Source organism: Streptomyces sp. NPDC001852, assembly GCF_042891825.1.
GTDB lineage: Bacteria > Actinomycetota > Actinomycetes > Streptomycetales > Streptomycetaceae > Streptomyces.
Genome location: NZ_JBIATN010000004.1, coordinates 157073 through 178628 on the forward strand (window position 1 = coordinate 157073; position 21556 = coordinate 178628).

The window sequence follows — 21556 nt, forward strand, 5'->3', positions numbered from 1 at the left end:
CGGCACCGCCGGACTCCAGAGACGTCAGTTCGCCGGTACCTGTGTGCGCAGCAGCGTCTGCAGGCGGGTCGTGCGGGGCTTGGCCGGCGTCTCCGCCACCGCCTTCGGCAGGGCCTGTTCCACGCCGTGGACCACGGACAGATGCCGCTCCGCCCGGCCGAAGGCCGTGTACACCCAGGGTCTGCTGAGCGCCTGCGCGGCGTCGCCGGGCAGCACGACGACCGCCGCCGGCCAGCGCGCGCCCACCGCCTGGTGTGCGGTCAGCGCCCAGCCGTGCCGTACGGCCTCCTCCACCCGCTCGCGCGGTACGACCACCTGGGCGTCCGCGCACGACAGGTGCAGCCCGTCCGCATCGGCCTTCACCACCACGCCCGGCACCGTACGACCCGGAGCGGGGGAGTAGGCGATCCGGTCGCCGGGGTCGAAGCCGCCGAAGCGGCCCGGGCCGGGGTTGAGGCGCTCCTTCAGCGCGGAGTTGAGGGCGCGGGTGCCCGCGGCGCCGCCGTGCCCGGGGGTGATCACCACCGTCTGGTCGGCCGGGACGCCGATCGCCCGGGGCACCGAGTCGGCGACCAGCTGGACGGTCCGGTGCACGGCCTCGCCCGCGTCCCGCACCGGGACGATGACGATCTCCTTGCCCGGAGCGGCGACCTGGTTCAGCTCGCCGATGCCGATGCCGGAGACCAGCTCGCCGATCGGGCCCGGGTCGGGCAGGCGCGAGGCGAGCTGCGGGCAGACGCGGGCGGCGAGCAGATCGGCGAAGACCCGCCCCGGTCCGGCCGACCACAGCAGAGCCGGGTCGCCGCTGAGCACCAGCCGGGCCCCGTCGGGCAGCGACTCCACCAGCATCGCGGCGCACTCCACGTCGAGCTGCGGCGCGTCCAGCACGATCAGCAGATCGAGTTCCAGCGCGCCGTCCGCGTCCCGGCCCGGCCCCTCGGCGCCGGACAGCAGACCGGCGACCGTGCACACGCCGTGCTCCGCCGGGTCCTGGCCGGGAAGGGCGGCGGGGCGCGTGGGGTCGTCGGGCGTGGGACCGGCGGCCGTACCCGCACCGTGCCCCGGCCCGTCCGTGCCCGACAGGGCGGCGGCGAGGCGGTGGCGTCCGTCGGGCGTGTGGCAGACGGCGAAGGCCCGCAGGCCCACGCGGCGGGCGGCGCCGAGCAGCGCCGCCGGTTCGGCGCGGGCGGCCTCCCCGCCGGTGTGCAGCACCAGGCCGTGCCCGGCGACCGCGCGGACCAGCTCGGCCGCACCGCCGGAGACGGTGTCGACCGCCGCCTGCCACGCCTGCTCGGCCTCCTTGGACGGCGAGTTGACCAGCCGGGCCAGGCCGTCGGCGAGGCTCTCCTCGGCCAGCGCGTACCGCTCCAGGCCGACGAGGACCCGGACCGGCCGCTCCTGTTCGTCCTCGCCCTCCTCCGCCGCCTGCGGCGCGGCGGCTCCCGTTTCCTCCAGGGCGTCCTGGAAGGCCAGGGCCTCGCCCTCCGCGAGCGTGCTCTGCACCGCCGCGTCCGGGTCCGGGACGCCCTGCCGGCCCAGCGCCGCGGTGAGCGTGGGCAGTTCCAGCGCGGTGTGTCCGGCCAGGGCCGCCTGCTCCAGCAGCCAGACGGTGATCGCGCGGGTCCGCCGCTCGTCGCCGGGGCCGCAGGCGGCGCCGAGCAGGGCCCGGGCGAAGCCGTCGGCCTGGTCGGGCCGTACGCCGCCGATCCGCAGCAACTGCCAGGGATCCTCGCGGAGCACCGCGTCGGCGCCCTCGCCGAGCGCCGCGGCCACCTGGGGGGCCAGGACCTCGGGCGCGCCGCCCTCGGCCAGCACCCGGCGGACGCTCTCCACCGTCTCCGGTGCCGGTGCGGCGGCCGTGACGGCGGCGGGGGCGGGCGCGGGCTGCGGCCGGCGTGCGGGCTCGGGGGCCGGGCGGCGCGGCGCCGGCGCGGGCTCGTCGAACACGGCGGTCACCGGCTTCTCGCCGCTTTCGACCGCCCGCACCGCCGCGAGCAGGTCGGCCGCCTTGCCGCTGAGCTTGGCGCCGCTCTCGACCGGGCCCTTCTTCTCGGCCCTGCGCCGCTCGATCCGCTCCCGCTCGAGCCGCTGCGCGGCCAACTCGGCCTCGGCCTCGGAGAGCTGGGCGGAGCCGGTGCCTGCGCCCTCGCCCCCGGACGGCTGGGGGGAGCCGTCGCCGTCGCCCTCGGGCCGCTGCACGGCACCGGCATCTTCGCCCTCGCGCCGGGACCGCTGAGCGGAGTCCGCCCCTGCTCCCTCGGCGCCGCCCGTGCTCGAACCACCCTCTTCGGGCCGGTCGGCCTCGGTGCCATCCGCACGGCTCCCCCCGGGCGTGGCCTCCCCGCCCGGGTCCTCGGGTGTGTCCGGCGTCCCCGGCCCGGCTTCCTCCGTGGTCTCCGGCTCCGTGCTCACAGCGTGCTCCAGTCGTGATCGGGATAGCGGTGCACGGGCGCCGACACATCGTCCAGCGCCCGGCAGATCTCGTCAGGAAGACTAAGGGCCTCCACTGACAATGCCGCCGTGAGCTGCTGCGCCGTGCGCGCACCGACGATCGGCGCGGCCACGCCGGGCCGGTCCCGAACCCAGGCGAGGGCCACCTGGAGCGGGGTGACGGCGAGTCCGTCGGCGGCCGTCGTCACCGCGTCCACGATGCGGGTCGCCGTGTCGTCCAGGTACGGCTCGACGAACGGCGCCAGATGCTCGGAGGCGCCGCGCGAGTCCGGGGGAGTGGTGTGCCGGTACTTGCCGGTCAGCACGCCCCGGCCGAGCGGGGAGGAGGGCAGCAGGCCGACCCCGAGATCCAGCGCGGCGGGCAGCACTTCCCGCTCCACGCCCCGCTGCAGCAGGGAGTACTCCAGCTGCGTGCTGGCCAGGCGCGTGCGCATGCCCGGCGCCGCGAGCTGCCAGGTGGCGGCCTTGGCGAGCTGCCAGCCGCAGAAGTTGGCGACGCCCGCGTACCGGGCGCGGCCGCTGCTGACCGCTATGTCGAGGGCCTGGAGCGTCTCCTCCAGCGGGGTGTCGGGGTCGAAGGCGTGGATGTGCCACACGTCGACGCAGTCCGTGCCCAGGCGGGCCAGTGAGGCGTCGAGGGCGGCGAGCAGATGGCCGCGGGAGCCGTCGAAACGGCGGTCCGGGTCGGGGACGCTGCCCGCCTTGGTGGAGATCACCAGATCCCGGCGCGGCACCAGGCCGTCCATCAGCTGTCCGAGCAGATACTCCGCCTCGCCGTTGCCGTACACGTCGGCGGTGTCGACGAGGGTTCCGCCGGCCTCCCAGAACGCCTTCAGCATGTCCGCGGCGTCGTGCTCGTCGGTGTCCCGGCCCCAGGTGAGGGTGCCGAGTCCGATCCGGGACACGCGCAGGCCGGTACGGCCGAGATGCCTCTGCTCCATGCGGGCGAGATTACTGGCCAGAACCGGTGCGGTGGGTTGCCTGTGGATAACGTGGTGGGGCCGCGGGCCGGTGATTTTCAGGTGCCCTGCGCCTGCCCCGGCCTCCGTCCCCGCGCTAAGGTCGCCCCCACAGGGACGTTACTCATGGGTAAGGGGAATCGGCGATGCAGCTCGGGATCAACCTCGGCTACTGGGGTGCCGGAATGGACGGGGACAATCTGGCCGTGGCCCAGGAGGCCGACCGGCTGGGCTTCTCCGTGTGCTGGGCCGCCGAGGCCTACGGCTCCGACGCGGCGACGGTGCTGTCCTGGGTCGCCGCCCAGACCGAGCGCATCGACGTCGGCTCGGCCATCTTCCAGATCCCGGCCCGCCAGCCCGCGATGACCGCGATGACGGCCGCGACGCTCGACTCGCTGTCCGGCGGGCGGTTCCGGCTCGGGCTCGGGGTGTCCGGCCCGCAGGTCTCCGAGGGCTGGTACGGAGTCAAGTTCGACAAGCCGCTCGCGCGGACCCGCGAGTACGTGGAGATCGTGCGCAGGGCCATGACCCGGGAGCGGCTGACGTACGAGGGCGAGCACTGGACGCTGCCGCTGCCCGGCGGCCCGGGCAAGCCGATCAAGCTGACCGTGCACCCGCAGCGCGAGCACATCCCGCTGTACATCGCGGCGATCGGCCCGAAGAACCTGGAGCAGACCGGCGAGATCGCCGACGGTGCCCTGCTGATCTTCCCCGCCGCCGAACACCTGGAGGAGACCACCCTGAAGTACCTGCGCGCCGGGCGCGAGAAGGCCGGAAGGACCCTCGACGGGTTCGACGTCTGCCCGACCCTGCCCGTCGCCGTCGGTGACGACAAGGACGTGGCCCGCCTCGCCGACACCTTCCGCCCCTACACCGCGCTGTACGTCGGCGGCATGGGCAGCGCCAAGCAGAACTTCTACAACCAGCTCGCCCAGCGCATGGGATACGAGAAGGAAGCCGCCGAGATCCAGCAGAAGTACCTGTCCGGCGACAAGCAGGGCGCCGCGGCCGCGGTCCCGCAGGACCTCATCGACAAGACGACTCTGCTGGGTTCCGTCGACCGCATCGCCGACCGGATGAGGGCCTACGCCGCCGCCGGGGTCACCACGCTGAGCCTGTCGCCGGCCGGATTCACGCTGGAGGAGCGGCTCGCGTCCCTGCGGGCCGGCGCCGAGGCCCTGGAGCGCGCCGGGCTGGCCTAGGCCCTGTCGTCGGAGTCTTCAGCGGCCGTGGTGGGGGCTCGGGGGTCTTCCCCGCCACGGCCGTCGTGAGGAACAACGCGCCCGGCCCCGCGTGGTTACGACCCCGGCGTCATCCTTTCGGCCGAGCGGGCGCACACAGCTGTTGCGGCCCCCATTCGCCCGCATTTGACTCGTTTCATGCTTTCGGCCAAGAGTCTGTTCCAGGAGATCCTCGACCACGACGAGTCGTTCCGGCTCTTCTGCTCCATCGCCGCCGGCGGGGAGTCCCAGGGCGGCTGGGAGAACGGGCGGATCGCGGCGCTGGTCCCGCACGGCGAACGCGCCCTGGCCCCGAAGATCGCCCGGCACGGCGCCGACGAGGACAAGCACGGACGCATCTTCACCGCCCTGCTGCACAGGCGCGGGCTCACCCCCGTCGCCGTACCGCCCGAGACCGACTACACCATGCTGCTGGAGCGGCACGGCATCGGCCTCGCCCACGACAGGCTCCGGCGGGACGAGCCGCTCACCGAGCGGGACCTCATCGTCTACCTCGCCCACAGCCGCGTCACCGAACAGCGCGCCGCCGAGCAGATGGAACTGCTGCTCAGGCTCTTCGCCGACCACCCCGAGGTGGGCAGGGCCGTACGCATGATCTCCGACGACGAGGGCAGGCACCTCGCCTACACCCACGAGGAACTGCTGCGGTTCGCCGCCGCCGGGCACGGCCGGCTGATCCAGCGCACCCTGCGCGAGTGCGCCCTGGCAGAGATCCGCGTCCACCGGGACGTCAGCCTCGCCGTGATGGCCCGCATGGCCCGCATCCTGGGCTGGTCCAGGGTCAGGTACGCCCTGCTCGCGGGCGGTGTCCACGCGGTGTACGCCTACGAACGCCTCGTCGGCTGGCGCCGCATGGTCACCCTCCGCATGCCCGAGCGCCGCGACCCCCTCGGCGGCCCCGCCACCCCCGCCCACGAGTTCGCCTGAGCGGCCACCCCGGCGCGTCACAGCCAGCCGCGATGCTTGAACAGGCGGTACAACAGCACCTCCAGAGCGGCCATCGCCAGGATCACCGCCGGATACGACCACAGCCAGTGCAGCTCCGGCATGTGGTCGAAGTTCATGCCGTAGATCCCCGCGATCATCGTGGGGACCGCGGCCATCGCAGCCCACGCGGAGATCTTGCGCATGTCGTCGTTCTGCCGCACGCTCATCTGCGCCAGATGCGCCGACAGGACATCCGACACCAGCCGGTCCAGGGCCTCCACGGACTCGTTCACACGTGTCAGGTGGTCGCCCACGTCCCGGAAGAACGGCCGGGCCTTGTCGTGCACGAAGGGCACCGTGCCGCCGAACGCTCCGGTGCCGCCCAGCCGCGCCAGCGGCGGCGCCAGCGGGCCGGTGGCCCGGCGGAACTCCAGGATCTGCCGTTTGAAGCCGTAGATCCGGGACGCGGTGCCCCGCGAGCCGCCGCCCTCCGGCCGGAACACCTCCGCCTCCAGCTCCTCCAGATCGTTCCCCAGCTCCGTCGCCACCTCCAGATAGTGGTCGACGACAGCGTCGGAGATCGCGTACAGCACGGCGGTCGGACCCTTGTCGAGCATCTCCGGCTCCTCCTCCAGCCGGCGCCGTACGGCGGCCAGCGGCGAGTGCTCGCCGTGGCGGACGGTGACCACGAAGCAGTCACCGATGAAGACCATGATCTCGCCGGCCGAGACGGTGTCGCTCGCCGCGTCGTACACGACCGGCTTCAGCACCATGAACAGCGAGTCGGCGTACACCTCCAGCTTGGGCCGCTGATGCGCGTTGAGGGCGTCCTCGACCGCCAGCGGATGCAGCGCGAACTCCTGGGTGACCAGGTCGAACTCCCGCTCGGACGGCTCGTACAGGCCGATCCAGACGAACCCGCCCTCGGCCCGCGCCTCGGCGAGCGCGTCGGACAGGTCCTCCGGGCCCTCGGTGCGGTGCCCGTGCCGGTAGATGGCGCAGTCGACGATCACGGAGCGCATTCTCCCTTCGCCCGGTCCCCGGTGCATGTGCTGGTACGCCTACCCTGGGGCGCATGCCCACGCTGATCCTCGTCAGGCACGGACGCTCCACCGCCAACACCTCCGGTGTGCTCGCCGGCTGGACGCCGGGCGTCGCCCTGGACGAGCGCGGTGCCGCCCAGGCCGCCGCGCTGCCCGGCCGGCTCGCCGCACTGCCGATCTCCGAGGTGGTCACCAGCCCCCTCCAGCGCTGCCAGGAGACCCTACGGCCGCTGCTCGAGGCCCGCCCCGGCCTGCGCGCCCACACCGACGAGCGGATCGGGGAGTGCCACTACGGCGACTGGTCCGGCCGCAAGCTCGCCGAGCTCAAGGACGAGCCGCTGATGCAGGTCGTCCAGGCCCACCCGTCGGCCGCCGCCTTCCCCGGCGGCGAGTCCATGCGGGCCATGCAGACCCGCGCCGCCGAGGCCGTACGCGAATGGAACGCGCGCGTGGAGCGCGAGCACGGCGCCGACGCCGTCTACCTCATGTGCTCCCACGGTGACATCATCAAATCCCTGGTCGCCGACGCCCTCGGACTCCACCTCGACCTGTTCCAGCGGATCTCCGTGGAACCGTGTTCCGTCACCGCGATCCGCTACACCCGGCTGCGGCCGTTTCTCGTTCGCCTCGGCGACACCGGGGATTTCGCTTCGCTCGCCCCGCGCGAGGAACCTGGTGAGGGCGACGCACCGGTCGGGGGTGGTGCGGGCGCACCGTGATCGTCGGCCGCAGTAGGGTGAAGCGATCCACACCGCCGCGTGTCCGCAACCGCCCGCACCGCTGAGAAACCCACCCTCCGCCCCCACCCTCACCGCACTCACTCTCAATGGAGACAGGACGTGTCCCGTCAGGTGTTCCTCTACGACCCGCCGGACCGCTTCGTGGCCGGCACGGTCGGACTGCCCGGACGCCGTACGTTCTTCCTCCAGGCCACCGCAGGCTCCCGGGTGACCAGCGTGGCTCTGGAGAAGACCCAGGTGGCCGCGCTCGCCGAGCGCATGGACGAACTGCTCGACGAGGTCGTACGGCGCAGTGGCGGCAGCGCCGCCGTCCCCGCCATGGCGCCCACCGAGATCGCCGACACCGCCCCGCTGGAGACCCCCATCGAGGAGGAGTTCCGGGTCGGCACCATGGCGCTGGCCTGGGACGGCGAGGAACAGCGCATGATCGTCGAGGCGCAGGCCCTGGTGGAGCTGGACGCCGACACCGAGGAGGACCTCGCCGAGGCCGAGGAGCGGCTGCTCCAGGACGAGGAGAACGGGCCCCCGATGCTGCGGGTCCGGCTGACCGGCGCGCAGGCCCGGGCCTTCGCCAAGCGCGCCCTCGACGTCGTCAACGCCGGGCGGCCGCCGTGCCCGCTGTGCAGCCTCCCGCTCGATCCGGAAGGACACGTATGTCCGCGCCAGAACGGATACCGCCGCGGAGCGTGACGCCCACCGACGCCGGGACCGGCTCGGCCGCCGCCGAGCTGCTCGCTCGGGGTGAGCTGACCGTGCGCGGACGGATCCGCGAGGCGTCCAACGCCGCACTGTTCTGCACCATCGCCCTCGACGGCCGGGAAGCCACCTGCATCTACAAGCCGGTGGCCGGGGAGCGCCCGCTGTGGGACTTCCCCGACGGCACCCTGGCCGGCCGCGAGGTGGCCGCCTACGAGGTCTCCGAGGCCACCGGCTGGGGGCTCGTTCCGCCGACCGTGCTGCGCGACGGGCCGTACGGCGAGGGCATGTGCCAGCTGTGGATCGACGTCCAGGCCGAGGCGGAGCTGCTCGCCCTCGTCGACGCCGAGGAACCGGAGCCGGGCTGGAAGGCGATCGGCCTGGCCGAGGTCGGTGAGGGCCGCACCGCGCTCCTCGTGCACGCCGACGACGAGCGGCTGCGCCGGCTCGCCGTCCTCGACGCGGTGATCAACAACGCCGACCGCAAGGGCGGCCATCTGCTGCCCACCACCGACGGCCGGCTCTACGGCATCGACCACGGCGTCACCTTCAACGTCGAGAACAAGCTGCGCACGCTGCTGTGGGGCTGGGCCGGGGAACCGCTGACCACCGAGGCCGTCGACGTCCTCCAGGGACTGCTGGAGGGCCTGGGCGGCCCGCTGGGCGAGCGGCTGACCGCACTGATCACCCCGGCCGAGATCGACGCCACACGCGCGCGTGTCGAGGCGCTGCTCACCACGGGAGTGCACCCGGAGCCCAGCGGCGAGTGGCCCGCCATCCCCTGGCCGCCGGTGTGAGCACGATCAGCACATCGGGCGCCGATCCACAAGAGCGCCTGATCGGTCATCCGGCCAGATCCCGTTCGTATCCGCGGCGGGCAGCCGGTTAGGCTCATGTACATGCATGCCTGGCCCGCTTCCGAGGTCCCCGCCCTGCCTGGTCAGGGCCGCGACCTGAGGATCCACGACACCGCGACCGGCGGTCTGGTCACCCTCGACCCCGGTCCCGTCGCCCGTCTCTACGTCTGCGGCATCACCCCGTACGACGCCACCCACATGGGGCACGCGGCGACCTACAACGCGTTCGACCTCGTTCAGCGCGTGTGGCTCGACACCAAGCGGCAGGTCCACTACGTCCAGAACGTCACCGACGTCGACGATCCGCTGCTGGAGCGCGCGGAGCGGGACGGCGTCGACTGGGTCGCCCTCGCCGAGAAGGAGACGGCCCTCTTCCGCGAGGACATGACCGCCCTCAGGCTTCTCCCGCCGCGGCACTACATAGGCGCCGTCGAGGCGATACCCGGCATCGTCCCGCTCGTGGAGCGGCTGCGCGAACTCGGCGCCGCCTACGAGCTGGAGGGCGACATCTACTTCTCCGTCGAGTCCGATCCGGACTTCGGCAAGGTCTCGAACCTCGATGCGGCCGCCATGCGGCTGCTGTCCGCCGAGCGCGGCGGCGACCCGGACCGTCCGGGCAAGAAGAACCCGCTGGACCCGATGCTGTGGATGGCGGCCCGCGAGGGCGAGCCCAGCTGGGACGGCGGCTCCCTCGGCCGGGGCCGGCCCGGCTGGCACATCGAGTGCGTGGCCATCGCCCTGGACCACCTCGGCATGGGCTTCGACGTCCAGGGCGGCGGCTCCGACCTCGCCTTCCCGCACCACGAGATGGGCGCCTCGCACGCCCAGGTGCTCACCGGCGAGTTCCCCATGGCCAAGGCCTACGTCCACGCCGGCATGGTCGCCCTGCACGGCGAGAAGATGTCCAAGTCCAAGGGCAACCTCGTCTTCGTCTCCCAGCTCCGCCGGGACGGCGTCGACCCCGCCGCCATCCGCCTGGCCCTCCTCTCCCACCACTACCGCGCCGACTGGGAGTGGACGGACCAGGTCCTGCAGGACGCCGTGGCCCGCCTCGGCCGCTGGCGCGCGGCCGTCTCCCGCCCCGACGGCCCGTCCGCGGACGCGCTGGTGGAGGAGATCCGCGAGGCCCTGTCGAACGACCTGGACGCCCCCACCGCCCTCGCGGCGGTGGACCTCTGGGCGGCGCGCCAGGAGGAGCAGGGCGGCACGGACACCGGCGCGCCGGGCGTGGTCACGCGTGCGGTGGACGCGCTGCTGGGCGTGGCGCTCTAGCTCCGGCGGTTCCGACGCATGCGTAAGGGGCGGTTCCCTCCTGGGAACCGCCCCTTACGGCGTCCTCACTCCTCCGCGCCGTCCTCGTCGTCGCCCTCGGCCGCATCCGGCCTGGGCGGTTTCGGCGGCCGGCTGCCTCCGCCGGGGGTGTCCCTGCGGTACGAGCCGCCGTCCCCGCCGTCGGCCGTCGCGTGTCCGCCCGGAGGGCCCACGTCCCGGCGCCGCAGATACCGCTCGAACTCCCGGGCGATCGCCTCCCCCGACGCCTCCGGCAGCTCGGCGGTGTCCCGGGCCTCCTCCAGCGTCTGGACGTACTCGGCGACCTCGCTGTCCTCGGCGGCCAGCTGGTCCACGCCCACCTGCCAGGCACGCGCGTCCTCCGGCAGCTCGCCCTGCGGGATGCGCAGGTCCAGGAGGTCCTCGAGACGGTTGAGCAGCGCCAGCGTGGCCTTCGGGTTGGGCGGCTGGGAGACGTAGTGCGGTACGGCCGCCCACAGCGACACCGCCGGGACGCCGGCGTGCGTGCACGCCTCCTGCAGGACGCCGACGATGCCCGTCGGGCCCTCGTACTTGGTCTCCTCCAGGTCCATCCGCTGGGCCAGGTCCGGGTCGGACGTCACCCCGCTGACCGGGACGGGACGCGTGTGCGGGGTGTCACCGAGCAGGGCGCCCAGGATGACCACCAGCTCCACGCCGAGCTCGTGCGCGAAGCCGAGCAGCTCGTTGCAGAACGAGCGCCAGCGCATCGACGGTTCGATGCCGCGGACCAGCACCAGGTCGCGCGGCTTCTCGCCGCCGACCCGCACCACCGACAACCTCGTCGTCGGCCAGGTGATCTTGCGCACTCCGGCGTCCATGAACACCGTGGGCCGGTTCACCTGGAAGTCGTAGTAGTCCTCGGCGTCCAGCGCCGCGAACACCTCGCCCTTCCACTCGCGTTCCAGATGCGCGACCGCCGTGGAGGCGGCGTCGCCGGCATCGTTCCAGCCCTCGAACGCGGCCACCATGACTGGGTCGATCAGCTCGGGAACCCCCTCCAGCTCGATCACCCAGTGCCTCCTTCCGACGTGCCCTCGCTTGACTCACCAACCTTACGGCGTCCGGCGGGGGCGCCCGCAGCCCCCTTGCGTGGGCCAGTGACCGGATCACTGCCCCGATCGCCACCGTCGAACACCCCTGTCAACCGGGATCCGGACGCATCCGCACGGGTGTTTCCCCGCTGTCACCAGGTGCTGCGTCACAGCGTGCTGCGCAGCCACTGCTCCACGCTCGCGATGTGCACGGTCGCCCAGGACCGGGCCGCCTCCGCGTCCCGGTCGCGCAGCGCGGCCAGGATCGCCCGGTGCTCGCGCAGGGTCCAGCCGACCGCGTCCTCCTGGGTGAGGCCCCGCCAGATCCGGGCCCGCGTCGTCGGCCCCGACAGCCCGTCCAGCAGCGAGCACAGCACCGAGTTGCCGGCGCCGCGCACGATGCCGCGATGGAAATCCAGGTCGGCGGCGACCAGCTCCTCCACCGAGGGTTCGTCACCGAGGGCGTCCAACTGCGCCGACAGCGCGTCCAGTTGCTGCTCGCTGATCCGGAACGCGGCCATCGCGGTCGCGGCCGGCTCCAGGATCCGGCGCACCGCGAGGAACTCCAGGACGGTGTCGTCGCGGTGGAAGTCCACGACGAAGCTCAGCGCCTCCAGCAGCAGTTGCGGATCGAGGCTGGTGACGTACGTACCGTCGCCCTGCCGCACGTCCAGGATCCGGATCAGCGACAGCGCCCGTACGGCCTCCCGCAGCGAGTTGCGCGACAGCCCCAGCTCGGCGGCCAGCTCGCTCTCCTTGGGCAACCGGTCCCCGGGCCGCAGCGCACCGGAGACGATCATGCCCTTGATCTTCTCGATCGCCTCGTCGGTGACTGCCATGATCCGGCCTCCTGCCGCCCGCCCCACGCCTCAGACATCGGATGTCTCAGCACATTATGCGGGCGGCGCGTCGGACCACTTCCTGTCGGCCGGGTCCACCGCCGGGCCGGCGGGAAGTCAGGTCCGTGGACCTTGCGTAAGACCACGGGCGGTACACCGTCCCTTCGTCCCATGGAAGCGTCCGGCACTGACCATCCCCCCGGGCAAGGCGAGAGGGGCGGCCCCATCGGCGTGGGGTCGCCCCTCTCGGTGGTCCGGACCCGGTGCGGCGGTCCGGCGCTGCGGCGGCGGCCGGTCCCGGTCAGGGGGCGGACCGGCCGTCACCGGGGTCTACTTCTTGCCGAGCAGGTCCTGCACCTTCGCGCGGACCTCGTCCGTGGCCAGGCCCCGGATGGTCAGCGTGGTGCGGCGGCGCAGCACGTCGTCCGGCGTCTCGGCCCACTCGTGGTCGCGGGCCCAGACGACCTGCGCCCAGATCTCCGGCGCGTCGGGGTGGACACGCTCGGCCAGCTCCGGGTTGTCGTTCGCCAGGCGGGCGATGTCGAAGGCCAGGGAGCCGTAGTGGGTGGCCAGGTGCCTGGCGGTGTCGGCGGCCATGCGCGGACCCGGAGCCGGGCGGTCCACCAGCAGGCGGTGGGCGACGGCGCGCGGGTTGGCGACACCGGGCAGCGGCAGCTTCTTCGGCAGCGAGGAGATGGGCTCGAAGTCGTCGCCGAGCGGGTGGCCCGGCAACGCCTCCAGCTTCTGCATGACCGTACGGCCGATGTGCCGGAAGGTGGTCCACTTGCCGCCCGCGACGGACAGCATGCCGCCCTTGCCCTCGGTCACCACGGTCTCGCGCTTGGCCTTGGCGGTGTCACCGGGACCGCCCGGCAGCACCCGCAGGCCGGCGAAGGCGTAGGTGATGAGGTCGCGCTGGAGCTGCTGGTCCCGGACGGAGAACGCGGCCTCGTCCAGGATCTGGGCTATGTCCTTCTCGGTGACGGACACGTCCGCCGGGTCGCCCTCGAACTCCTCGTCGGTGGTGCCGAGCAGCAGCATGTCCTCCCAGGGGAGGGCGAAGGTGATGCGGTACTTGTCGATCGGGGTGGCCAGCGCGGCCTTCCACGGAGAGGTCCGCTTCAGGACCAGGTGAGCGCCCTTGGACAGACGGATGGACGGCGCCGCGTTCGGGTCCTCCATCCGGCGCAGGTGGTCGACCCAGGGGCCGGTCGCGTTCAGCACCAGGCGGGCGTTGACGCCGAACTCCTCGCCGGAGACCCGGTCCCTGAGGTCGGCACCGGTGACCCGGCCCCTCGTGAAGCGCAGGCCCGTGACCTCGGCGTGGTTGAGGACGACCGCGCCCGCCTCGACGGCCGCGCGGACCGTCATCAGCGCCATGCGCGCGTCGTTCATCTGGTCGTCGCCGTACACGGCCACGGCCTTGAGGTTCTCGGTGCGCAGCTCGGGCACGTCCTGCGCCGCCTTGGCGGGGGAGAGCAGGTGGCCGACGCCGTCACCGAACGCGGAGAGCGCGGAGTAGGCGAAGACGCCCGCGCCGAGCTTCGCCGCGCCGTGCGGCCCGCCCTTGTACACGGGGAGGTAGAAGGTGAGCGGGTTCGCCAGGTGGGGGGCCACCTGGCGGGAGACCGCACGGCGCTCGAAGTGGTTCTCCGCCACCAGCTTCACCGCGCCGGTCTGCAGATAGCGCAGACCGCCGTGGAGCAGCTTGGAGGAGGCGGAGGAGGTGGCACCGGCGAAGTCGCCGGCGTCGACCAGTGCCACCCTCAGGCCGGACTGCGCGGCGTGCCAGGCGGTGGAGATGCCCAGGATGCCGCCGCCGATCACCAGAAGGTCGTACGACGCCTTGGAGAGTTGCTCCCTGGTCTCGGCCCGGCTCGGGTTGGAGCCGGAGGCCGGGTGCGTCCCGAGGGCAGGCACGGACTGCAGGGTGGACTGACTGGTCATGTCGGGTACTTACTCCTCGTCAGAGATGTCTGAGCCGGTGCGGGCCGCTCAGCTCTCGTCCTCGATCCAGCCCATGGTCCGGTCGACGGCCTTGAGCCAGTTCTTGTACTCACGGTCGCGGGTGTCCGCGTCCATCTGGGGGGTCCATTCGGCGGCCCGGCGCCAGTTGGCGCGCAGTTCGTCGGTGCTGGACCAGAAGCCGACGGCGAGACCGGCGGCGTAGGCGGCGCCGAGGCAGGTGGTCTCGGCGACCATCGGGCGCACCACCGGTGCGTCCAGAACGTCGGCGAGGGTCTGCATCAGCAGGTTGTTGGAGGTCATGCCGCCGTCCACCTTCAGGGCCACCAGCTCGTCGCCGGAGTCCTTGACCATGGCGTCGGCGATCTCCCGGGTCTGCCAGGCGGTGGCCTCCAGGACGGCGCGCGCGAGGTGCGCCTTGGTGACGTACCGGGTCAGACCGGCGATCACACCGCGGGCGTCGGAACGCCAGTGCGGGGCGAACAGACCGGAGAAGGCCGGCACGAAGTAGGCGCCGCCGTTGTCCTCGACCGAGAGCGCGAGCGTCTCGATCTCGGCGGCGGTGGAGATCAGGCCCATCTGGTCGCGCATCCACTGCACCAGCGAGCCGGTGACGGCGATCGAGCCCTCCAGGGCGTAGACCGTCGGCTGGTCGCCGATCTTGTAACCGACCGTGGTCAGCAGACCGGCGTAGGAGTTGATGATCTTGTCACCGGTGTTCATCACCATGAAGGTGCCGGTGCCGTAGGTGGACTTGGTCTCGCCCTCGGAGAAACAGGTCTGGCCGAACAGGGCCGCCTGCTGGTCGCCGAGCGCGGAGGCGACCGGGATGCCGCCGAGCACCTCGCCGAGCTTGCCGCCGGTGACCTCGCCGTAGACCTCGGCGGAGGAGCGGATCTCCGGCAGGATCGCCAGCGGCACGCCGATGGACTCGGCGATCTTCTCGTCCCACTGCATCGTGTGCAGGTTCATCAGCATGGTGCGGGAGGCGTTGGTGACGTCGGTGACGTGCTTGCCGCCGTTGACACCGCCGGTCAGGTTCCAGATGACCCAGGTGTCCATGGTGCCGAAGAGGATGTCGCCGGCCTCGGCGCGCTCCTTCAGGCCGTCGACGTTGTCGAGCAGCCAGCGGGCCTTGGGCCCGGAGAAGTACGAGGCCAGCGGCAGGCCCGTCTCGCGGCGGAAGCGGTCCTGGCCGACGTTGCGGCCGAGCTCCCGGCACAGGGCGTCGGTGCGGGTGTCCTGCCAGACAAGGGCGTTGTAGACGGGCTCACCGGTGTTCTTGTCCCACAGCACGGTGGTCTCGCGCTGGTTGGTGATGCCGATGGCCTTGATGTCGTCACGGGTGATGCCGGCCTTGGCGATGGCCCCGGCGACGACCTCCTGGACGTTGGTCCAGATCTCGTTGGCGTTGTGCTCGACCCAGCCCGGCTTGGGGAAGATCTGCTCGTGCTCCTTCTGGTCGACGGAGACGATACGGCCGTCCCGGTCGAAGACGATGCAGCGGCTGGAGGTCGTGCCCTGGTCGATCGCGGCGATGAAGGGGCCTGCGGTGTGGGCGTCGGTCACTGTGTGCTCCTGAAATCCTTGGTAAAGGGGCTGTCCGTACGGCGCGTGCTTCGAGGCGTCGTCTAAGCGAAGGCGACGTTGTATATGCCTGCGGCGATGGCGCCGCCGATCAGCGGACCGACGATCGGGATCCAGGCGTACGCCCAGTCGGAACCGCCCTTGTTGGGCAGCGGCAGCAGGGCGTGCACGATGCGCGGGCCGAGGTCACGGGCCGGGTTGATCGCGTAGCCCGTCGGGCCGCCGAGGGACAGACCGATCGACACCACCACGAGCGCGGTGATCAGACCGCCGAGGACGCCGAGGCCGTTGCCCTTGTCGTTCAGGCCCTGGGTGAGGACCGCGAGGATCAGCACGACCGTGCCGATGATCTCCGTGGCGAGGTTCTGCGCCGCGTTGCGGATCTCCGGACCGGTGGAGAAGATGCCGAGGACCGGGCCGGCGCCCTTCTCCTGGGCCTCGACCGCCTTGGCCGCGGTGGCCTGCGCGCCCGGACCGCCGACGATCTCCTTGTCGGTCAGGTGGGCGTGGAACTGGCCGTAGTAGGCGACCCACACCAGGGTCGCACCGATCATGGCACCGAGCAGCTGGCCGGCGAGGTAGACCGGGACGTTGCTCCAGTCGCTGTTCTTGATGGCGAGAGCCACCGTGACAGCCGGGTTGAGGTGGGCACCGGACAGCGGTCCGGAGATGTACACGGCCGTCAGCACGGCGAAGCCCCACCCGAAGGTGATGGCGAGCCAACCGGCGTTACGGGCCTTGGAGGCCTTCAGCGTGACGGCCGCGCAGACGCCGCCGCCGAGCAGGATGAGTATGGCGGTACCGATGGTCTCGCCGATGAAGATGTCGGAGCTGGACACCCGCGACTCCTTTGTCCTTCGTCCAGGGGCCGAACCCCGGGTCCCGCCGGGGTTCTGGCGCCCTCGGGGGTGAGAGCGATGCCGGCCCTTGGCGTTGTCACACTCTAGCGCGTATTGCCGGTAGGTGTTCGACAATGCCGACCGATGGACGGGAGTCTTGCTTCGGCCTTACGCATGCGTCAAGGGTTCTGTTATCGAAAACAGGATCGTTATTGATCGCTGCGGGTTATCACTCTTCGCGCACTGACGTATGTGTTGCGCCCATATGTCGGTTTTAGGGTATGGCGAGAACCGGAACGCCGCCCGGCGTTCCGGTTCACCCCGAAAAAGGGCGCCGACCGGTCAGAACCGTCCCGCGCCCAGGTCCCTCGACACCGCGCGGGCGCAGTCGCGCACCGCCGCGATCAGCTCGGGACGCAGCTCGCCGTCCCGGCGCAGCCGTTCCACGGCCCCGGTGATGCCGACCGCCCCCACGGGCATGCGGCGCCGGTCGTGGATGGGCGCGGCGAGAGACGCCACGCCCTCCCAGGTCTCCTCGACGTCGGCCGCGTACCCACGCGCGCGTGTCATGTCGAGAAGGTGCTCGAAGTCCTCGATCTCGCACACGGTGCGGTCGGTGAAGGGCTTGCGGTCGGCCTCCAGCGCCTCGCTGTGCGCCACCGGGTCGTAGGCGGAGAGCACCTTGCCGAGCGCCGTGGAGTGCAGCGGCTGCATGGCGCCGATCTCCAGCACCTGCCGGCTGTCGTCCGGCCGGAAGACGTGGTGCACGATCAGCACGCCCTGCTGGTGCAGGACCCCCAGGTACACGCTCTCCCCGCTGGAGCGGGCCAGGTCGTCGGTCCACACCAGGGCCCTGGCCCGCAGCTCGTGCACATCCAGATACGTGGTGCCCAGGCGCAGCAGCTCCGCACCCAGCTGGTAGCGCCCGGAGACGTCGTCCTGCTCCACGAAGCCCTCCTGCTGGAGGGTGCGCAGAATGCCGTGGGCGGTGCCCTTGGCGAGGCCCAGTGACGAGGCGATGTCCGACAGGCCCAGCCGCCGCTCGCCGCCCGCCAGCAACCGCAGCATCGCGGCCGCCCGTTCGAGCGACTGGATGTTCCGTGCCATCGCCGTCCTGCCTCCGTCCCCTTCGACTGCCGACCGGTATTCAACTCCGTTCGGCAATGTCGAACACTACCGGTCCATGCCGACCTACCGCTAACGGTCGGTCGGCACTTGTTACATCACACGTGACCTGGCCGTGGCGCACCCGCCACCGGCGTCCGCCTCGTGGACGCCGGTGCCCATCCAACCCGACTCCCGGTTACCCTGGCGCCGTGCGGCCTCCCCGCCTGTCCGGGACACCGCAAAGCCGACAGCCGTCGCATCTAGGGAGCCCCTTCATGGCCTCGTTGCCACCGTCCCCTTCCGCCGACAGCCGGACCCGCGCGTCCGCGCTCCGACAGGCGCTCGTCACCCGCGTGGTGGTCGCCGACGGAGCCATGGGCACCATGCTCCAGGCCCAGGAACCCACGCTCGAGGACTTCCAGCAGCTCGAGGGCTGCAACGAGATCCTCAACCTCACCCGCCCCGACATCGTCCGCTCCGTCCACGAGGCCTACTTCGCCGTGGGCGTCGACTGCGTCGAGACCAACACCTTCGGGGCCAACCACTCCGCCCTCGGCGAGTACGACATCTCCGAGCGCGTGTACGAGCTGTCCGAGGCCGGCGCCCGGGTGGCCCGCGAGGCCGCCGACGAGTTCACCGCCAAGGACGGCCGCCCCCGCTGGGTCCTCGGCTCCATCGGCCCCGGCACCAAGCTGCCGACCCTCGGCCACGCCCCGTACACCACCCTGCGCGACGCCTATCAGCGCAACGCCGAAGGCCTGGTCACGGGCGGCGCCGACGCCCTGCTCGTGGAGACCACCCAGGACCTGCTGCAGACCAAGGCCGCCGTCCTCGGCGCCCGCCGTGGCCTCACCGCCCTCGGCCTGGACCTGCCGGTGATCGTGTCGGTGACCGTCGAGACCACCGGCACCATGCTCCTCGGCTCCGAGATCGGCGCCGCGCTCACCGCGCTGGAACCGCTCGGCATCGACATGATCGGCCTGAACTGCGCCACCGGCCCGGCCGAGATGAGCGAGCACCTGCGCTACCTCGCCCGCAACGCCCGCATCCCCCTGTCCTGCATGCCGAACGCGGGCCTGCCCGTCCTCGGCAAGGACGGCGCCCACTACCCGCTGACCGCGCCGGAGCTGGCGGACGCGCAGGAGACCTTCGTCCGCGAGTACGGCCTGTCCCTGGTCGGCGGCTGCTGCGGTACGACGCCCGAGCACCTGCGCCGGGTCGTCGAGCGCGTCCAGGGCCTCACCCCGCCGGCCCGCGACCCGCGCCCCGAGCCGGGTGCGGCCTCCCTGTACCAGACGGTGCCGTTCCGGCAGGACACCTCCTACCTGGCCATCGGCGAGCGCACGAACGCCAACGGCTCGAAGAAGTTCCGTGAGGCCATGCTCGAGGGCCGCTGGGACGACTGTGTGGAGATGGCCCGGGAGCAGATCCGCGAGGGCGCGCACATGCTGGACCTGTGCGTGGACTACGTCGGCCGCGACGGCGTCGCCGACATGGAGGAACTCGCCGGCCGTTTCGCCACCGCCTCCACCCTGCCGATCGTGCTGGACTCCACCGAGGTCGACGTCATCCAGGCGGGCCTGGAGAAGCTGGGCGGCCGTGCGGTGATCAACTCGGTGAACTACGAGGACGGCGCCGGCCCCGACTCCCGCTTCGCCAAGGTCACCCGGCTGGCCCAGGAGCACGGCGCCGCCCTGATCGCGCTCACCATCGACGAGGAGGGCCAGGCCCGCACCCCCGAGAAGAAGGTCGAGATCGCCGAACGGCTGATCGCGGACCTGACGGGGAACTGGGGCATCCGCGAGGACGACATCCTCATCGACACCCTGACCTTCACCATCTGCACCGGTCAGGAGGAGTCCCGCAGGGACGGCCTCGCCACCATCGAGGCGATCCGCGAGCTGAAGAGGCGCCACCCGGCCGTCCAGACCACCCTGGGCCTGTCGAACATCTCCTTCGGCCTGAACCCGGCGGCCCGGATCCTGCTGAACTCCGTCTTCCTGGACGAGTGTGTGAAGGCGGGCCTGGACTCGGCGATCGTGCACGCGAGCAAGATCCTTCCGATCGCCCGGTTCAGCGAGGAAGAGGTCACCACCGCCCTCGATCTGATCTACGACCGCCGCGGCGAGGGCTACGACCCGCTGCAGAAGCTCATGCAGCTCTTCGAGGGCGCCACCGCCAAGTCGCTGAAGGCGGGCAAGGCGGAGGAACTGGCCGCGCTGCCGCTGGAGGAGCGCCTCAAGCGCCGCATCATCGACGGCGAGCGCAACGGCCTGGAAGCCGACCTGGACCTTGCCCTGGCCGGGCGTCCGGCGCTGGACATCGTCAACGAGACCCTGCTGGACGGCATGAAGGTCGTCGGTGACCTGTTCGGCTCCGGCCAGATGCAGCTGCCGTTCGTCCTGCAGTCCGCCGAGGTCATGAAGGCCGCCGTCGCCTACCTCGAACCGCACATGGAGAAGTCCGACGCCGAGGGCAAGGGCACCATCGTGCTGGCGACCGTGCGCGGCGACGTCCACGACATCGGCAAGAACCTCGTCGACATCATCCTGTCCAACAACGGCTACAACGTGGTCAACCTGGGCATCAAGCAGCCGGTCTCCGCGATCCTGGAGGCCGCCGAGGAACACCGGGCCGACGTCATCGGCATGTCCGGGCTGCTGGTGAAGTCCACGGTGATCATGAAGGAGAACCTGGAGGAGCTCAACCAGCGCGGCCTGGCCGCCCGCTTCCCGGTCATCCTCGGCGGCGCCGCCCTCACCCGCGCCTACGTCGAGCAGGACCTGCACGAGATCTACGAGGGCGAGGTCCGCTACGCCCGCGACGCCTTCGAGGGCCTGCGCCTGATGGACGCCCTCATCGGGGTCAAGCGGGGAGTGCCGGGGGCGAAGCTGCCCGAACTGCGGCAGCGCCGGGTCCGCGCCACGGCCTCCGTCGAGGTCGAGGAGCGCCCCGAGGAGGGGCACGTCCGCTCCGACGTGGCCACCGACAACCCGGTGCCCACCCCGCCGTTCTGGGACACCCGGATCGTCAAGGGCATCCAGCTCAAGGAGTACGCGTCCTGGCTGGACGAGGGCGCACTGTTCAAGGGCCAGTGGGGTCTGAAGCAGGCCCGCACCGGCGAGGGACCGTCGTACGAGGAACTGGCGGAGAGCGAGGGCCGGCCCCGGCTGCGCGGCCTGCTGGACCGCCTCCAGACGGAGAACCTGCTGGAAGCGGCCGTCGTCTACGGCTACTTCCCCTGCGTGTCCAAGGACGACGACCTGATCATCCTGGACGAGCAGGGCAACGAGCGCACCCGCTTCACCTTCCCGCGCCAGCGCCGCGGCCGCCGGCTGTGCCTGGCCGACTTCTTCCGCCCGGAGGAGTCGGGGGAGACGGACGTCGTCGGCCTCCAGGTCGTCACCGTCGGCTCGAAGATCGGCGAGGAGACCGCGAAGCTCTTCGAGGCCAACTCCTACCGCGACTACCTCGAACTGCACGGCCTGTCCGTCCAGTTGGCCGAGGCGCTCGCCGAGTACTGGCACGCACGCGTCCGCGCCGAACTCGGCTTCGGCGGCGAGGACCCGGCCGCCATGGAGGACATGTTCGCCCTGAAGTACCGGGGTGCCCGCTTCTCCCTCGGCTACGGCGCCTGCCCCGACCTGGAGGACCGCGCCAAGATCGCGGACCTGCTCCGGCCGGAGCGCATCGGTGTCCACCTGTCCGAGGAGTTCCAGCTGCATCCCGAGCAGTCCACGGACGCGATCGTGATCCACCACCCGGAGGCGAAGTACTTCAACGCGCGGTGAACCCGGCGCGTCGAGCCGTGGAAGGCGCACGTCAGGGCCACCCCCGGCGGTAGTCGGGGTGTGCCCCGGCACACGCCGTTCAAACGAGGCGCTTCCGGCGCCGGAGACGTACACTGGTCGGTCCACTGCAGGCCGGTTCCCTGTCCGGGAACCGGCCTGATCGTCCCTCAAG

At 71.8% G+C, this 21556-nt stretch carries 16 protein-coding genes; 7 read left to right on the plus strand and 9 right to left on the minus strand.

Annotation, left to right across the window (positions count from 1 at the left end; all coding sequences use genetic code 11):
- Positions 1-24: 24 nt before the first annotated feature.
- Both ACFYZB_RS08670 and ACFYZB_RS08675 read right to left on the minus strand, forming a co-directional pair.
- Positions 25-2412 carry a helix-hairpin-helix domain-containing protein gene (locus ACFYZB_RS08670; RefSeq protein WP_388755956.1) on the minus strand — a complete coding sequence of 796 codons (2388 nt, stop codon included), beginning with the start codon at positions 2410-2412 and terminating at the stop codon, positions 25-27.
- The gene (locus ACFYZB_RS08675) at positions 2409-3392 is read right to left on the minus strand and encodes an aldo/keto reductase (protein ID WP_351206675.1); all 984 of its coding nucleotides are present in this window, start codon (positions 3390-3392) and stop codon (positions 2409-2411) included. Before ACFYZB_RS08675 ends, ACFYZB_RS08670 begins: the two co-directional genes overlap by 4 nt.
- Before the next feature lie 164 nt (positions 3393-3556).
- On the opposite strand from ACFYZB_RS08675, the gene ACFYZB_RS08680 reads away from it, so the two are divergent.
- Together ACFYZB_RS08680 and ACFYZB_RS08685 are read left to right on the plus strand one after the other, a co-directional pair.
- A complete protein-coding gene (locus ACFYZB_RS08680; protein ID WP_351206673.1) occupies positions 3557-4612 on the plus strand; it encodes an LLM class F420-dependent oxidoreductase in 1056 nt (351 codons plus the stop codon).
- A gap of 177 nt (positions 4613-4789) precedes the next feature.
- The gene (locus ACFYZB_RS08685) at positions 4790-5578 is read left to right on the plus strand and encodes a ferritin-like domain-containing protein (RefSeq protein ID WP_388755960.1); all 789 of its coding nucleotides are present in this window, start codon (positions 4790-4792) and stop codon (positions 5576-5578) included.
- A 17-nt stretch (positions 5579-5595) separates the two neighbouring features.
- On the opposite strand, the gene corA is transcribed toward ACFYZB_RS08685, so the two are convergent.
- Positions 5596-6591 (minus strand): magnesium/cobalt transporter CorA, encoded by a 996-nt coding sequence (gene corA, locus ACFYZB_RS08690; protein ID WP_388755962.1) that lies wholly within the window; start codon positions 6589-6591, stop codon positions 5596-5598.
- Positions 6592-6653: 62 nt separating this feature from the next.
- On the opposite strand from corA, the gene ACFYZB_RS08695 reads away from it, so the two are divergent.
- The 4 genes from ACFYZB_RS08695 to mshC all read left to right on the plus strand — a co-directional run bounded on the left by ACFYZB_RS08695 (position 6654) and on the right by mshC (position 10186).
- Entirely contained in the window at positions 6654-7340 is a 687-nt protein-coding gene (locus ACFYZB_RS08695; RefSeq protein WP_351206667.1) for a histidine phosphatase family protein, read from the plus strand.
- 120 nt (positions 7341-7460) lie between these two features.
- Positions 7461-8051 (plus strand): DUF3090 domain-containing protein, encoded by a 591-nt coding sequence (locus tag ACFYZB_RS08700; RefSeq protein ID WP_228618626.1) that lies wholly within the window; start codon positions 7461-7463, stop codon positions 8049-8051.
- Positions 8015-8854, plus strand: coding sequence for an SCO1664 family protein (locus ACFYZB_RS08705; protein WP_388755966.1), 840 nt, complete (start codon positions 8015-8017; stop codon positions 8852-8854). The genes ACFYZB_RS08700 and ACFYZB_RS08705 overlap by 37 nt, the downstream gene beginning before the upstream one ends.
- A 102-nt stretch (positions 8855-8956) precedes the next feature.
- Entirely contained in the window at positions 8957-10186 is a 1230-nt protein-coding gene (mshC, locus tag ACFYZB_RS08710) for a cysteine--1-D-myo-inosityl 2-amino-2-deoxy-alpha-D-glucopyranoside ligase (RefSeq protein WP_388755968.1), read from the plus strand.
- A gap of 65 nt (positions 10187-10251) precedes the next feature.
- Here the strand turns inward: mshC and ACFYZB_RS08715 are convergent, their stop codons facing one another.
- The 6 genes from ACFYZB_RS08715 to ACFYZB_RS08740 form a co-directional block, all read right to left on the minus strand.
- Positions 10252-11235, minus strand: coding sequence for a PAC2 family protein (locus tag ACFYZB_RS08715; protein WP_351206660.1), 984 nt, complete (start codon positions 11233-11235; stop codon positions 10252-10254).
- 188 nt (positions 11236-11423) lie between these two features.
- Positions 11424-12095, minus strand: a complete 672-nt coding sequence (locus ACFYZB_RS08720; protein ID WP_388755972.1) for a FadR/GntR family transcriptional regulator — start codon at positions 12093-12095, stop codon at positions 11424-11426.
- Between the two features lie 330 nt (positions 12096-12425).
- Complete coding sequence (locus tag ACFYZB_RS08725) at positions 12426-14042, minus strand: FAD-dependent oxidoreductase (RefSeq protein WP_388755974.1); 1617 nt, start codon at positions 14040-14042, stop codon at positions 12426-12428.
- A 48-nt stretch (positions 14043-14090) separates the two neighbouring features.
- Positions 14091-15629, minus strand: coding sequence for a glycerol kinase GlpK (gene glpK / locus ACFYZB_RS08730; RefSeq protein WP_388755977.1), 1539 nt, complete (start codon positions 15627-15629; stop codon positions 14091-14093).
- A 62-nt stretch (positions 15630-15691) separates the two neighbouring features.
- Complete coding sequence (locus ACFYZB_RS08735) at positions 15692-16486, minus strand: MIP/aquaporin family protein (protein WP_388755979.1); 795 nt, start codon at positions 16484-16486, stop codon at positions 15692-15694.
- Positions 16487-16828: 342 nt separating this feature from the next.
- Positions 16829-17593, minus strand: a complete 765-nt coding sequence (locus ACFYZB_RS08740; RefSeq protein WP_351206650.1) for an IclR family transcriptional regulator — start codon at positions 17591-17593, stop codon at positions 16829-16831.
- 275 nt (positions 17594-17868) lie between these two features.
- On the opposite strand from ACFYZB_RS08740, the gene metH reads away from it, so the two are divergent.
- The gene (gene metH, locus ACFYZB_RS08745; protein ID WP_388755983.1) at positions 17869-21384 is read left to right on the plus strand and encodes a methionine synthase; all 3516 of its coding nucleotides are present in this window, start codon (positions 17869-17871) and stop codon (positions 21382-21384) included.
- Positions 21385-21556: the final 172 nt, after the last annotated feature.

Excerpts from the sequence above, each read along its gene's own strand:
- ACFYZB_RS08675 (WP_351206675.1), bottom strand. The coding sequence starts at position 3,392 with ATGGAGCAGAGGCATCTCGGCCGTACCGGCCTGCGCGTGTCCCGGATC.
- ACFYZB_RS08725 (WP_388755974.1), bottom strand. The coding sequence starts at position 14,042 with ATGACCAGTCAGTCCACCCTGCAGTCCGTGCCTGCCCTCGGGACGCAC.
- ACFYZB_RS08680 (WP_351206673.1), top strand. The coding sequence starts at position 3,557 with ATGCAGCTCGGGATCAACCTCGGCTACTGGGGTGCCGGAATGGACGGG.
- ACFYZB_RS08695 (WP_351206667.1), top strand. The coding sequence starts at position 6,654 with ATGCCCACGCTGATCCTCGTCAGGCACGGACGCTCCACCGCCAACACC.
- ACFYZB_RS08685 (WP_388755960.1), top strand. The coding sequence starts at position 4,790 with ATGCTTTCGGCCAAGAGTCTGTTCCAGGAGATCCTCGACCACGACGAG.
- ACFYZB_RS08720 (WP_388755972.1), bottom strand. The coding sequence starts at position 12,095 with ATGGCAGTCACCGACGAGGCGATCGAGAAGATCAAGGGCATGATCGTC.
- metH (WP_388755983.1), top strand. The coding sequence starts at position 17,869 with ATGGCCTCGTTGCCACCGTCCCCTTCCGCCGACAGCCGGACCCGCGCG.
- ACFYZB_RS08740 (WP_351206650.1), bottom strand. The coding sequence starts at position 17,593 with ATGGCACGGAACATCCAGTCGCTCGAACGGGCGGCCGCGATGCTGCGG.
- mshC (WP_388755968.1), top strand. The coding sequence starts at position 8,957 with ATGCATGCCTGGCCCGCTTCCGAGGTCCCCGCCCTGCCTGGTCAGGGC.
- ACFYZB_RS08705 (WP_388755966.1), top strand. The coding sequence starts at position 8,015 with ATGTCCGCGCCAGAACGGATACCGCCGCGGAGCGTGACGCCCACCGAC.